Genomic DNA, 13,067 nt, shown 5'->3' on the forward strand with positions numbered 1-13,067 from the left:
CTAATGATTTGTCTTCAAGTAAAAGTATGCGTTTAGCCGGGGGGCCAGGTCATATCCCGGCCGCCGAGTAAATGAAAATGAATATGCCACACCATCTGGCCTCCGTCCGAATTACAGTTTACAACAACCCTGAAACCATCGTCGGCGAAACCGAGATCATGCGCTACCTTGCCGGCTACCTGGTAAACATGCCCGATCATATCATTGTCGGCCGTTGTCAAATCAAGAACCGTCCGGATGTGCTTGCGCGGGACGATTAACAGATGGGTCGGGGCCTGCGGATCAATGTCTTCGAAGACGAGGAGACGATCATCCTCAAAAACGATTTTGGCTGGAATTTCACCTTTAACGATTTTACAGAACAAGCATTCTTCTGACATTTCAGCTCCTTTTCTGTATACCGGAACAGTTAATCGGGCAGATAATATTCAGGATAATAGCAGACATTTGGTGAACAAGGCGATCCGAAACGATCGTGATGCGCCGCCATCGCCTTTTTTCGATAACTGCCAAAATCCTCTGCAGCGGCGGCCAGTTTTATGAAATCTTTGGCCAGTTGAATGTTTTTGATTTTTTGTCGGCCGGGGGCACCACGGCCGACAAGCTTGACGCCATGGATACCGGCCTGCTGCAAAGCCGGAACAGCACATAGCCCGCAGCCGTGCCGCCGATCGGTGAGTGACCAAGAACTCTGGTTCGCAATGATCCGGGCAAAGGCTTCCGGTACGTCTTCCCGCATGGGCTCAATGTCGTAGGGTATTTCGCAGGGCCAGGCCCGGTCGGGGCTTGAATGGTGAAAGGTGCAAAGGCCTTCAGTATTCGGGCATTTGCCGACCAGCATGAAGACATCAAACTCAATATCCGGGCACGATTGAACGATATCGGCAATTTCATTGACCGGAATATGGCGCGGAAGAATCATTCGGGACAGACCGGCAGAGGCATAGACACGGGCCGACAGGCTGTTGCCGATATGGGCCAGGGTGCTGGCTTGAAGTTCGACTTCCGGAAAACGCTTCCTGACGCTGCGCAACAGGGACAGATCGGCCAGGATCAGGCCATCGATGCCGGTTGAAACAGCGTCCGCCACATAATCGAGAAGATACGGTATCTGCTCGTCGGTGTAAAAGGGTGCATTCAAGGTCAGGTTGAAGCGGATTCCGGCGGTATGAGCCTGATCGATAATGCCGACCAACTCATCCCGTGAAGAGATCTGCGCCGTCGCAAACGTGCGCTGATTCAGCGAGGTCAGCAGGCTGAAGGTCGCCTCCCAGGCAGGTGTGACATAACCACCGTAGAGTTCATCGGCTCCTGCGGCAATCAGGGCACCGCATTCTGCCAGATTATCGACGGGCGAAATGATTTTCATCAGTCAATACTGTTCTTTCCAGATGTTTTCATGCCGGTAATTCCACCAATCCCCGGTGGCGGTAGTCATGAGCGTTTCGCCAACCACGACCAGGGTCAGCGCCGGCCGTTTATCCCGACTGTCGAGGTTAAAGTAATCCCGACCGGCTACCTTCTCAACAATATCATCCAGCCGGCCGACGACAACTTCTTCGCCGGGCAGGCAGAGTTTGTGCAGGATCGCTATTGGCACGTTTGATCGATAGCCATAGCGCAAATCAGCGACCAGATCACTCAGGGGGATATTATTCATGTAAATCAGCAGAGTCACCCCGGGCGCCGCAAGATTGCGAATCGATTCGGACCCATCGTCGCCGAGGGTACGTGGCGAAACAATCACTGCGCGGCTACTGACGTCGGGCAAATCAAGGGTTTTTCCGAGACAGGCCGAGGCGGCATTTGCCGTACCAACTCCCGGGACCACAACGGCTCGCCCGGCCAGCGCATCAACAAAAGGCTGAAATGGTGAATAAAAGGTTAGATCACCCGGCACCAGAAAACCGACGTCTCCCTGATCGAGCAATTCTTCGATCCGACCAAGCAGCTCTTCAAAAGTATATGTAAAAGGGATCTCGATCTTTTTGCCGAGCAGATGTTCGGCCATGGTCTCTTCATAAGGAGGCGGAACAAATACGGAATGACACGAAGCCAGAACCCGACTGGCCTGCAGGGTCAGCAGGTCGGGACTCCCCGGTCCGGCACCGATAAAATATACCTTGGACGATTTCATTCACACCTCAGAAAGATCAGGAATTCAACGTTTCCTTTCGGGCCGGTAACGGGGCTTTCAACAAGATCGACCACCTGACAGCCGATGGCGCAGCTGAACTCCCGGATACGTTGCTTGACCTGCTCATGCTGTTCCCGATTGCGAACCACCCCACCCTTGCCGACCTCCCCTCTGCCCACCTCGAATTGCGGTTTGATCAGGGCAATGATTTCAGCCGGACGCCGCAGCAGATCCAGGGTCGGCGGAAGGACCTTCTCAAGTGAAATAAATGATGCATCAATAACGGCAAGATCAGGCAGTTCATCAAGATCGCAGGGCTTGAGCTTGCGGATATTGGTTCGCTCGAGGTTGACAACCCTCGGATCACTCCGCAAAGACCAGGCAAGCTGACCGTAGCCAACATCAACGGCAAAAACCCTGGCGACCTTGTTCTGCAGCAGGCAGTCGGTGAAGCCGCCGGTTGATGCGCCAACATCGATAGCAGTTCTATTTTCTATATTTACCGGAAAAACCTCAAGTGCTTTCGCAAGCTTCAGACCGCCCCTTGAAACATAAGGGATATCTTCACCGCGCAGCCGAACAGCAGCTTCGGCTGACACTTTTGTGCCGGCTTTGTCGATAACCAGATCATTTACCAGAACCGAGCCGGCCAGAATCAGCGCCCTTGCTCTTTCGCGAGAAGATACGAGGCCCTTGTCAACGAGTAATTTATCGAGACGTTCTTTCACCTGTCAACACCTGGAGCACTGTTCAGCTCTCCTGATAAAAACCCTTCTTGCTCTCAAGCTCGCGGGCGTAGCGGGCAAGCAGGGCCCGGCGCGTCAGCATAAACAGAATCTTGCTCGGGTCATTGCGGTCAACGACCGGGATCTCTTCCAGCCCGCGGCTTGACATCAACTGGAGAGTCGTATTCATCGGATCGTCGGGAAATACCGTTATGACCTTCGGAGTTGCAATATCCTTGGCACAGACCAGTCCGGGGGGGATCTCTTCATCGAGAATCCTCCTGATATCGTTCACGGAAAAAATCCCGGTCAGATTTTCATCGGTATCAACAACCGGATAATAGGCCCCTTCGGCGACTGCAATCCGGTTAAGAATATCGGAGAGCGTCAGGTATTCTTCAATAACCAGTGGCTGATGACCCTGTTCGGCAAGGTCCGAAACCTTAATCCCTTCGAGGACGTCAACGACAAAGTCGCCTTTATGCGCCGGCGATTCGGAACGGCTGAGCACCTGATTCTCATAAATTGTATTACGGTGATGGATGATCATCGAAATAACACAAACGAGCATCAGGGGCGCCAGAAGTCCGTAATTACCCGTCAATTCACTGACCATGATCAACGTCGCAATCGGCGTATTGGAAACGCCGGCAAAAAAACCGGCCATGCCGACGAGAACATAACTGCGGGGATCGGCAACCATTGCCGGAAAAAACATTTCTGCGGTTGCTCCGAACGTGCCGCCAAGCAGAGCGCCAATAACCAGGCTCGGTGCGAAGACCCCACCCGATCCGCCGGATGGAATTGTCAGGCTGGTTGCGACGATCTTGGCAATAGCAATGGTCAGCATGACCCAGAGAGCAATCTTGCCGTACAGCGCGGCCTGCACCCACCCGTAGCCGGACCCGAGCACCTGGGGCACAAAAAACGCCAGAACACCGAGGGCCAATCCGCCGATGGCCGGGCGGAACATGGGAGAAACCGGAAGCAAGGCAAACAGGTCACGCATCTTGTAGAAAAACCGGACGTAGAATACGCCCAAAAGGGCACAGAAGATCCCGAGAGCAAGGTACAGAATCAATTCGCGCGGTTGTTCAAAGGCGAATAAAGGGGTGTCGAGCAACGGCTCCCATCCGGTCACGGCGCCAAACATCGAATAAGCGACAATAGACGCAATAATCGAGGGGATCAAGGCTTCGTGCTCGAAATCGGTCTCCCGGTAAAGAACCTCTACAGCAAACAGCGCCCCGGCCAGTGGAGCCCGGAAAGTCGCGCCGACCCCTGCCGCGATCCCCGCCAAGAGCAATATCCTTCTATCGGCGGCAGAAAGGCCAAGCTTGGCGCCAATCCATGAACCGATCCCGGCGCCGATCTGGGCAATCGGTCCTTCACGGCCGGCCGATCCACCCGTACCGATTGTCGCGACCGAAGCCAGGGCCTTGATCCAGGGAACTCGGGCCCGGATATGACCTCCCTTTCGGTGAAAAGAGTCGATTGCCGCATCGGTGCCATGACCTTCGGCCTCGGGAGCAAACTTGTAGACGAGATATCCGGAGACCAGACCGCCGAGGGCCGGTAGCAGAAACAGAACCCAGCGATGATGCATGGCAAGTGTATCAATGTAGGAAATATCACCCACTGCAACCGGACCATGTGCTGAGGGAGGGTTGTATCCGGCAAGACCACCGAGCAACAATGCATCGACACTGTTGGCAGCAAAATAGAAGGCGACAGCACCGAGGCCACCGAGCAATCCGACTACAGAGCTCAGAACCAGGTAGCGCCCCTTGGCATGATTGGCCAGATCAATCAGAAACTTCGGGATGTACTTGCGTGCATTCAACAGCAGATCTTTTAAATTTCAGGGGTTTTCAGATTGGTGACAAGCTCAAACTAGTCAACTGAGGCAATGGTGTCAAGCACAGAATGCACGAGTATCGATAAGAATCGAATGCAAAGGAAATCACATTTTTTCAACTGGTTATCGCTCAATCGATCAGGTCAGGAAGCAGATGTATCTGCGAGAACATTTTTGACCGATGAAGAGATGACCTGCCAGAGGTTTTCACGATCCCGTTTGTCGAGATCGGTAAATTTTATGCCGATATCGACTGCCGGGTTTTCTTTACCAGAAGCACCTTTGATCCAGGCGATCTTTCCGCTTAATGAAAAAGGAACCCCATGACCCGGCAACAAAAACTCGGTTGTGATAATACTGCCGACAGCAGGGATGATATAGATGTTATCCGTTTCGATACAGGCACCGACCATACTCAGATTAACAAGCCAGCCCGATTGAAGTTTGCCATCGAACCGTAAACGAACGGGAACCGACAGGGCAAACTGCAGGCGATAATTCCCCCTGGCCCCGGCCATCATTTCTTTTAGAATCTCTATGAACTGGTCGGTGCTTTTCCTGCCGGGATCTGAAGGGTCAACGCCCACCGACATCAGGGATTTTTCCTCAACGATGTCTGCCAGGAGTTTTTTGTAACGGAAAATGCGTTTGAGCAGTTCATCCCGGCTGATCGTCATGCCACGGGCCGAAATCAGAACATTACGGACCGGGACATCCTTGTTGCAGTGGCTGCAGTACATTTCATCAATCTCTGCCAGCAGTGAAGAGAAGATCAATTCATGACAATTCGGGCAAAGCATTTTCAGCAAAACAAAACCTCCGGACACGCTGAAACGCGATGAGACGACTAGTATTAATTTAACCTATTATCCGGATGATGCAAAAAAAGAAGAGAGAAACTAGGCAAGAGGGAGTGATACCCGCACCTCAACTCCGCCGGTCAAAGACTTTAACTGGGCAAAAGTGATCGCGACAGCAGAATGACTGTTGCCGCAGGCCGGATAGACCTGATAAAAACGGCCCAGGGAATAATCAAGCAGCACCGGCAAACCGGAAGGCAGCAGAAACGGCGAGACGCCGCCTGGTGTAAATCCGGTGTGGCGCTTAACCTCATCAGCCGCCGGCAATCTCACCTTGCCGCTCAGCCCGGTCGCTTTCTTCAGTAGTGAGCTGTTGACCTTCATGTCTCCCGATGTGACGACAAGGACCGGTGCGTCGCCGACCAGAAGCAGGATGCTTTTGGCGATTTCAGCAATGGTGCAGTCGACCGCCGCCGCTGCCGTTTCAGCACTCGGTATTGGCGCGTCGAATTCGAGGAGAGTCAGGCCCTGCGCCGACAAAAAATCTTTTATCTCAATAAAATCAGCCATCCTGACGACCGGTTTGATGAAATTTTATAAGTTTCTTCCAGGCGGCTTCTATCTGTTTCGCTTCGAGTCCGGTTTCCGCCAGAGACTGGCTCCAGCTCTTCTTCCCGGTCCGGACCGCTTTAAAGATAATTGACGGTTCCTCGGCGAGAAGGAGAGAAATAAATATGGAAAGAATCTGTTCCTTGCGGCTTGCACCTGCCAGCTCCAATCCGGCCAGGGTCTCATCCCTGATGCCGAGTTGTGTCTGCATCACTGAACGATAGGCGCCAGCAGCCAGCCGCTCAAGGCTATCTGGACTGGTCAGTGCCATTATGAATGGTTTATCCAGACGCGTCGAAGATTGAACGAGAGTCGAAATAAATCCAGGCCTTAAATTTGCGTTGGTGTATAATTCGATCATCTCCGACGTATCGAGACCGGTCCTGTCTGAAAGGTAGTAGACAACCCAGAGGAGGTCGGCATCAGCGCCCCCCATCTTGGCCCTGACGATCGTACTTTTTTCGATGTTTAAAGCGGCAGAGAGCAATGAATTCTGGGTTGTCGCGAGAAAGTATGCATCTGCAGCGGTTGGGAGTTGGGGATCAAAGGTTCGGTCCTGGAAGCAATGGCAATTAACGGCATGGGATTTACTCGCCGCAACAGTAACCAAAAGTATCAGTAGAAGAAGTAGCCTTTTCATGACATCCTAAACGAAAAATCCCCCGACGATTGCGTCGGGGGATTTTTTTATCTGGAGCGGGAAACGGGATTCGAACCCGCGACTTCGACCTTGGCAAGGTCGCACTCTACCACTGAGTTATTCCCGCTCAAATCAGGTGCTCCCGAGCGGAGCGACGATATAAATAACAAAAGGTTCAGACCAAGTCAACAGAAAAACTCGATAAAATCAACCACTCTTCTTTCCTGTAAAAACCTTGGCAAATTTAACCAGATATTCACCACCGGACCAGAGGGTCAAGGCAAATGCGATATAGAAATAGAATATTCCCATGTTGTGCATGTTGACATGAAAGATCTCCCACTCAATCCCGAAAAACCAGTAGTACTCGTAATGGAGCAGCAACCCGGGAATAGCAACCATCTGGAAAATCGTTTTGTATTTACCGAGATCGCTCGCATCAATCACAATCCCCTCTGAAGAGGCAATCGAGCGAAGCCCGGTTATGACCATTTCGCGCGCCAGAATCAAAAAAACCATCCAGGCCGGCACCCGTCCATCCGGGATGAGCATGATCAGGGCGGCCATGACGATCAGTTTGTCGGCCAATGGGTCAAGGAATTTACCGAGAACGGAAACGACATCCCATTTACGGGCCAGCCAGCCATCGACAGCATCGGTAACTGCGGCAACCCCGAAAATGGCGGCTGCCCACATGCAGGCCGGTTTGCTGTCGAAAAAAAGCAGCCCTACAAATACAGGAACAGCCGCTATCCTGCCTACGGTCAGCAGATTCGGAAGGTTCCAGGTCCCTTCACGAAGGTTCATAGAACCGCACCCCTGTTCTGCCGATAAACGTCAAGGTAGTGCTTAACTTTATCAACATAACGGATGGTTTCGGTATACGGAGGGATACCGCCATAGTTGCGAACTGCGGTCGGGCCGGCATTATAGGCGGCAAGCGCCAGATCAAGGTTGCCCTTGAACTGGTCGAGCATCATTCTGAGGTAGCGGCTTCCGCCGCGGATATTATCTTCAGGGTCGAGTGGATCTTTGACTTTCAACATTTGTGCGGTTGTCGGAATCAACTGCATCATGCCGAGGGCCCCTTTTCGTGACACCGCATTCGGATTGAAATCACTTTCGACCTTGATAACGGCATTGACCAGCGCTTTATCGAGGCGATAGAAATCGGCGTAACGCTGAATCACATCCTGCACGGAAAGTTTGCGGCCATTCTCTTTCTGGTAAAGCTTGTAGTGGTTTCGGGTTGGTGTGTTGGTGAAATGGATAACGCCGTTATTATCGACGTATTTATAAATATCGGCAAAACCGGCTGACGGCAGCAGGAGCAGAAAAAGTGCCAATATTATGATCTGTTTAAAACCGGCCATTGCCCTCTTCCGGAACCCAGGATAGTGAAATCACAAAATACAACTTCGTATAGTAACTGATCTCTTTCGACATTTCAAGTAGTTACATCTGTTTCGCTTGACAGGGGTCGACCGTGAGATAATAATGAAAAAAATCTGACATGCTTGACCTGATACATTTCAACCGGAATGAATAATCAATGAAAAGAACATCAGACTTTCTGGTCATCGGTAGTGGCATCGCCGGTCTCTCTTATGCGCTCAAGGTTGCCGAGCATGGAACCGTCTCGATCGTTACCAAGCGCAATATTTCCGAAACCGCCACTAATCTGGCTCAGGGCGGGATCGCCGCGGTCATCGCAAAGGATGATTCATTCGATTCGCATATTGAAGATACGATGAAAGCCGGTGCCTGGCTTTCTGATCAGGATATTGTCCGGATGGTTGTCGAGAGCGGTCCGCAGGCGATTGACAATCTGATTCAATGGGGTGTGAAATTTTCCAGAAATGACAATGAAGAATATGATCTGACCCGCGAGGGTGGCCACAGCCAGCGGCGAATCCTGCACGCCAAGGATATGACCGGTCAGGAAATCGAACGGGCCCTGATTGCTGCGGCTGAAGCCCATAGCAATATCAGTTTTTATGAAAACCATATCGGTATTGACCTGATCACCGAAGCGAAAAACAAGAATCGTCAGGTCGTACCGGATCGCAGTCTCGGTGCCTACGTCCTCGATATCAGTTCCGGCGAAGTGATTACCTTCGGCGCCAGGTTTACGGTTCTTGCGACCGGCGGTGCCGGCAAGGTCTATCTCTATACCGGTAATCCCGATGTCGCAACCGGCGACGGGGTTGCCATGGCTTACAGGGCGGGCGCTACCGTTGCCAACATGGAGTTCATGCAGTTTCACCCGACGACTCTTTATCACCCGCTGGCCAAATCCTTTCTGATTTCCGAAGCGGTCCGGGGGGAAGGAGCCATTCTTAAAAGAAGTGATGGCACAGCTTTCATGGATCAATATCATGAGCTCAAAGACCTCGCTCCCCGGGATATTGTCGCACGGGCGATTGATAATGAGATGAAGATCCATGGCGACGATTGTGTCTTCCTCGACATGACACACAAAGAGCCCGAATTCATCAGAGATCGCTTTCCGAATATTTACGAAACCTGCCTCGGCTACGGAATTGATATAACCTCTGAACCGATTCCGGTTGTCCCGGCAGCCCACTACCTCTGCGGCGGCGTCGTCGTCGATTCCTGGGGTGAAACAGACATAAAGAATCTCTTTGCCATTGGTGAAGTCTCCTGTACCGGCCTGCACGGGGCCAATCGCCTTGCCAGCAACAGCCTCCTCGAAGGGGTTGTTTACGGTGATCGCGCCGCGCAACGCAGCCGTGAACTGATGGCTGTTGAACAACACCCCTTCCCGCCGATCAAGCCATGGGATACCGGCAGTGCAACCGACAGTGACGAAGAAGTCGTTGTTGCCCACAACTGGGATGAAATCAGGCGGTGCATGTGGAACTATGTCGGCATCGTGCGCTCCAACAAGCGTCTGGTGCGGGCCTTGCGCAGAATCCAGATGATCCAGGAAGAGATTGCCGATTACTACTGGGATTTCATTATTACCTCAGATCTCATCGAACTGCGCAATATCGCCACCGTTGCCGAAATGATTATCCGCTGCGCCCTCGAAAGAAAAGAGAGCCGGGGTCTGCATTATACGATCGATTATCCCGACACCGATGACGTTAACTGGAAAAAGAATACAATCGTCAGTAAAAAGTTTTAGGAGACTGTTTTGGATATTTCCGATTTTCGTAATGAAATTGACCGGCTCGATCGCGAACTTCTCCGGATCTTCAATGAGCGCGCTGCCCTGGCCCTGAAGATCGGGGAAATCAAGAAGACCCTTGACCTTCCGGTCTACGATCCGACCCGGGAAAAGAGGATTTTTGCGGAAATGACCAGGGACAACCCCGGCCCGTTGGCGGACGATGCCATCGTCCGCCTTTTTGAACGTGTCATCGATGAATCACGCAGTCTCGAGCGCATTCGTACGAAAGGGAAATAAAGATGCTTATTGTCATGAAAAAAACCGCCAACGATGAGCAGCTGCAGAACGTCAAACAATATCTCGTCGACAACGACTTCGATTTCCATCAATCGACCGGCGCCAACCGCACCATCCTCGGTGTGATCGGTGACACCGATACGATCACTCCGGATCAACTGAAGGGGATTCCGGGAGTTCTCGAGGTCTTCAAGATACCGAAAGAGGATTAATTCATCGGCACCAGCGCATACCCTTTGGCCTGATAACCGACCAGGCTGATCAGGCTGTTACCGACCAGGGTCAGGTCATCATCGAGATCCTTTCTCTCGATCTCGAAAATACCGGCGGCAACGTTACACGCCTCGAGCGTCATTCCGCCTGAGCGCATTTTTGCCAGCCGTGTTCTTACCTCTTTGAGGATCGCTTTTTCGGCAACATTCTTGACTTCCGGTTTTTTAGTCAAAAGCGGCAAGGTGCCGCCGCGGAAAGAGATTATAAAGTCAGGCTCAACGCCCTGCCCCATCATCCCTTGCTCCGTCTGTTCGATCACCTTGAGGATAAACAGCAGCGTTTTCGGATTGTCCGTACGCACGTCGAAGATCGCCCTGCCGGTCGTCATGCCTTCAAGTGCCGCCGCATCGTCAGGTGCAACGACAGCGGCGAACAGGGATGTATGGGAAAAGACAATTAACAAGACAAACAAAGAAATAATTATTGATCGCAACATATCGACCTCCTGTTCATTATTTGCCTATTATACAGCCTGAAACGTCACTGTGCAGAATTCTGGACTTAAATTCTGAAGAAACGGTTGTGAGTGTCTTGCATATATACTAAAATCGCCAACTCGTTGTTTTGCATAAACTGAAGTAGTAATCAACCGATGAGCGTTGATGATAAAAAGATCATTTACAGCATGATGAAGGTTTCAAAGAATTATGACAAGAAGCCGGTTATCAAGGATATTTCCCTCTCCTACTTTTACGGGGCCAAGATCGGCGTCCTCGGGCTCAACGGTTCAGGTAAATCGTCGCTGCTACGGATCATGGCCGGTGTTGACAAGGAATTTAATGGCGAAGCGGTACTCTCGGCCGGCTATTCCGTCGGCTATCTTGAACAGGAACCGTTACTCAACGAGGAGCGGACCGTGCTCGAGGTCGTCCAGGAGGGTGCCCAGGAGACCGTTGATCTGCTCAAGGAATTCGAAGAGATCAACAATGCTTTCGCCGACCCCGATGCCGATATGGACAAACTGATCGAGCGCCAGGCCAAGGTTCAGGAAAAGCTTGACCACCTTGATGCCTGGGATCTTGATTCACGGCTCGAACAGGCCATGGATGCGCTCCGCTGCCCGGCCGGTGATACGCCGGTCAAGGTTCTGTCCGGCGGCGAAAAACGCCGGGTCGCTCTCTGCCGCCTGCTGTTACAGAAACCGGACATCCTGCTACTCGATGAACCGACCAACCATCTCGATGCTGAAACCGTTGCCTGGCTCTAGCAGCACCTGCAACGTTACGAAGGGACGATCATTGCCGTCACCCATGACCGTTACTTTCTTGATAATGTTGCCGGCTGGATTCTCGAGCTCGACCGCGGCCACGGCATCCCCTGGAAAGGGAACTACTCATCCTGGCTTGAGCAGAAACAGGAACGGTTGCGCCGCGAAGAGAAAGCCGAGGGAGCCCGTCAGAAAACCCTGCAGCGCGAACTCGACTGGATCCGGATGTCTCCCAAGGGGCGCCATGCCAAGAGTCAGGCCCGGATCAATGCTTACGAGGACCTGCTCAAGCAGGAAGCAGACAAGCAGGCAAGCAGCCTCGAGCTCTATATTCCGCCGGGACCGCGGCTCGGCAATGTTGTTATTGAGGCCGATAGCGTCACCAAGGCTTATGGCGACAAGCTTCTGTACGAAAACATGTCATTCCGGCTGCCGCCGGGCGGGATCGTCGGCATCATCGGCCCGAACGGTGCCGGCAAGACGACTCTGTTCAGGATGATCACCGGCCAGGAAGAAGCCGATGCCGGTGAATTCAAAATCGGTGAAACGGTTGAACTCGCCTACGTCGATCAGGGCCGGGAACTCGACGCCGGCAAATCGATCTGGGAAGAGATCACCGATGGCCAGGAGCAGATCGAACTCGGTGATCAGCTCGTCAATTCGCGCGGTTACGTCTCGCGCTTCAACTTCTCCGGCAGCGATCAGCAGAAGAAAGTCAATATGCTCTCCGGCGGCGAACGGAACCGGGTGCATCTCGCCAAGATGCTCAAGCAAGGCGCCAACGTCATCCTGCTCGATGAACCGACCAACGACCTCGATGTCAACACCATGCGCGCCCTCGAAGAAGCTCTTGAGAACTTCGCCGGCTGCGCAGTGGTCATCAGCCATGATCGCTGGTTCCTCGATCGCATCGCCACCCATATCCTCGCCTTCGAAGGCGACAGCGAAGTGACTTTTTTCGAAGGGAACTGGACCGAGTATGAAGAGGACCGCAAGAAGCGCCTGGGGGCCGCGGCCGAGCAGCCACATCGGATCAAGTACCGGCAGTTGACAAGGTAACAGGTTGGCCGTGATCAGTATCTGGTTAGCAGTTTAGAATTGCAAAATAAAAAAGGACGGGTATCTTGTCCTTTTTTGGTTCTTCGCAGATTAGAGTGAATACAACGTTAGACTCCTACTTCAGCTGGCACAGGACAGGCAAGAAAAGTCAGGATTCGGTCGTTTAATACCGGCGGGCTTGATTTTTCGGACGGGACACTGACCTAAATACAGAATACAGTAGAATTGCGCGGTCGCGGCCGCGCACTCCGCCATACTCTTTTATTGAGCCATAAAAGAGTATGCAGAAAACGGCTCCCTTGCAGGGGGCTTTTTTGTCCGGTCTG

14 protein-coding genes, 1 tRNA gene and 1 pseudogene are annotated in these 13,067 nt (G+C 52.4%); 4 read left to right on the plus strand and 12 right to left on the minus strand.

Going from position 1 to position 13,067, the window contains the following annotated elements:
- Positions 1 to 32: 32 nt before the first annotated feature.
- From C0623_10890 to C0623_10940, 11 genes are all read right to left on the minus strand, one after another.
- A complete protein-coding gene (locus C0623_10890) occupies positions 33 to 380 on the minus strand; it encodes a histidine triad nucleotide-binding protein (protein PLX98965.1) in 348 nt (115 codons plus the stop codon).
- A 29-nt stretch (positions 381 to 409) separates the two neighbouring features.
- On the minus strand, positions 410 to 1,369 hold the full coding sequence (locus C0623_10895) for a hypothetical protein (GenBank protein PLX98966.1): 960 nt from the start codon (positions 1,367 to 1,369) through the stop codon (positions 410 to 412).
- A 3-nt stretch (positions 1,370 to 1,372) separates the two neighbouring features.
- Complete coding sequence (locus C0623_10900) at positions 1,373 to 2,137, minus strand: hypothetical protein (GenBank protein ID PLX98967.1); 765 nt, start codon at positions 2,135 to 2,137, stop codon at positions 1,373 to 1,375.
- Positions 2,134 to 2,865 (minus strand): TlyA family rRNA (cytidine-2'-O)-methyltransferase, encoded by a 732-nt coding sequence (locus C0623_10905; GenBank protein ID PLX98968.1) that lies wholly within the window; start codon positions 2,863 to 2,865, stop codon positions 2,134 to 2,136. The genes C0623_10900 and C0623_10905 overlap by 4 nt, the downstream gene beginning before the upstream one ends.
- A 22-nt stretch (positions 2,866 to 2,887) precedes the next feature.
- Complete coding sequence (locus tag C0623_10910) at positions 2,888 to 4,705, minus strand: chloride channel protein (protein ID PLX98969.1); 1,818 nt, start codon at positions 4,703 to 4,705, stop codon at positions 2,888 to 2,890.
- A gap of 158 nt (positions 4,706 to 4,863) precedes the next feature.
- Positions 4,864 to 5,529, minus strand: coding sequence for a hypothetical protein (locus tag C0623_10915; protein PLX98970.1), 666 nt, complete (start codon positions 5,527 to 5,529; stop codon positions 4,864 to 4,866).
- Positions 5,530 to 5,619: 90 nt separating this feature from the next.
- Positions 5,620 to 6,090 carry an aminoacyl-tRNA deacylase gene (locus C0623_10920; GenBank protein ID PLX98971.1) on the minus strand — a complete coding sequence of 157 codons (471 nt, stop codon included), beginning with the start codon at positions 6,088 to 6,090 and terminating at the stop codon, positions 5,620 to 5,622.
- Entirely contained in the window at positions 6,083 to 6,616 is a 534-nt protein-coding gene (locus C0623_10925) for a hypothetical protein (protein PLX98972.1), read from the minus strand. The genes C0623_10920 and C0623_10925 overlap by 8 nt, the downstream gene beginning before the upstream one ends.
- Before the next feature lie 205 nt (positions 6,617 to 6,821).
- Positions 6,822 to 6,896: transfer RNA gene (locus C0623_10930), tRNA-Gly, on the minus strand.
- A gap of 80 nt (positions 6,897 to 6,976) precedes the next feature.
- Positions 6,977 to 7,576, minus strand: a complete 600-nt coding sequence (gene pgsA, locus C0623_10935; protein PLX98973.1) for a CDP-diacylglycerol--glycerol-3-phosphate 3-phosphatidyltransferase — start codon at positions 7,574 to 7,576, stop codon at positions 6,977 to 6,979.
- A complete protein-coding gene (locus tag C0623_10940) occupies positions 7,573 to 8,142 on the minus strand; it encodes a lytic transglycosylase (protein ID PLX98974.1) in 570 nt (189 codons plus the stop codon). Before C0623_10940 ends, pgsA begins: the two co-directional genes overlap by 4 nt.
- Positions 8,143 to 8,321: 179 nt before the next feature.
- Here C0623_10940 and C0623_10945 point away from each other — a divergent pair, with 179 nt between their 5' ends.
- The 3 genes from C0623_10945 to C0623_10955 are packed head-to-tail and all read left to right on the plus strand — an operon-like array spanning position 8,322 to position 10,414.
- Positions 8,322 to 9,920 carry an L-aspartate oxidase gene (locus C0623_10945; GenBank protein PLX98975.1) on the plus strand — a complete coding sequence of 533 codons (1,599 nt, stop codon included), beginning with the start codon at positions 8,322 to 8,324 and terminating at the stop codon, positions 9,918 to 9,920.
- A gap of 9 nt (positions 9,921 to 9,929) precedes the next feature.
- A complete protein-coding gene (locus tag C0623_10950) occupies positions 9,930 to 10,202 on the plus strand; it encodes a chorismate mutase (GenBank protein ID PLX98976.1) in 273 nt (90 codons plus the stop codon).
- A 2-nt stretch (positions 10,203 to 10,204) separates the two neighbouring features.
- The gene (locus tag C0623_10955; protein ID PLX98977.1) at positions 10,205 to 10,414 is read left to right on the plus strand and encodes a hypothetical protein; all 210 of its coding nucleotides are present in this window, start codon (positions 10,205 to 10,207) and stop codon (positions 10,412 to 10,414) included.
- On the opposite strand, the gene C0623_10960 is transcribed toward C0623_10955, so the two are convergent.
- Positions 10,411 to 10,911: a hypothetical protein gene (locus C0623_10960; protein ID PLX98978.1), complete on the minus strand. Its 501-nt coding sequence runs from the start codon at positions 10,909 to 10,911 to the stop codon at positions 10,411 to 10,413. The genes C0623_10955 and C0623_10960 overlap by 4 nt on opposite strands.
- 156 nt (positions 10,912 to 11,067) lie before the next feature.
- On the opposite strand from C0623_10960, the pseudogene C0623_10965 reads away from it, so the two are divergent.
- Positions 11,068 to 12,741 (plus strand): annotated as a pseudogene (locus tag C0623_10965) (energy-dependent translational throttle protein EttA).
- Positions 12,742 to 13,067 lie beyond the last annotated feature (326 nt).

The organism is Desulfuromonas sp., assembly GCA_002869615.1.
Taxonomy (GTDB): Bacteria; Desulfobacterota; Desulfuromonadia; order Desulfuromonadales; family UBA2294; genus BM707.

Excerpts from the sequence above, each read along its gene's own strand:
- C0623_10890 (PLX98965.1), bottom strand. The coding sequence starts at position 380 with ATGTCAGAAGAATGCTTGTTCTGTAAAATCGTTAAAGGTGAAATTCCA.
- C0623_10895 (PLX98966.1), bottom strand. The coding sequence starts at position 1,369 with ATGAAAATCATTTCGCCCGTCGATAATCTGGCAGAATGCGGTGCCCTG.
- C0623_10900 (PLX98967.1), bottom strand. The coding sequence starts at position 2,137 with ATGAAATCGTCCAAGGTATATTTTATCGGTGCCGGACCGGGGAGTCCC.
- C0623_10920 (PLX98971.1), bottom strand. The coding sequence starts at position 6,090 with ATGGCTGATTTTATTGAGATAAAAGATTTTTTGTCGGCGCAGGGCCTG.
- pgsA (PLX98973.1), bottom strand. The coding sequence starts at position 7,576 with ATGAACCTTCGTGAAGGGACCTGGAACCTTCCGAATCTGCTGACCGTA.
- C0623_10940 (PLX98974.1), bottom strand. The coding sequence starts at position 8,142 with ATGGCCGGTTTTAAACAGATCATAATATTGGCACTTTTTCTGCTCCTG.
- C0623_10945 (PLX98975.1), top strand. The coding sequence starts at position 8,322 with ATGAAAAGAACATCAGACTTTCTGGTCATCGGTAGTGGCATCGCCGGT.
- C0623_10955 (PLX98977.1), top strand. The coding sequence starts at position 10,205 with ATGCTTATTGTCATGAAAAAAACCGCCAACGATGAGCAGCTGCAGAAC.
- C0623_10960 (PLX98978.1), bottom strand. The coding sequence starts at position 10,911 with ATGTTGCGATCAATAATTATTTCTTTGTTTGTCTTGTTAATTGTCTTT.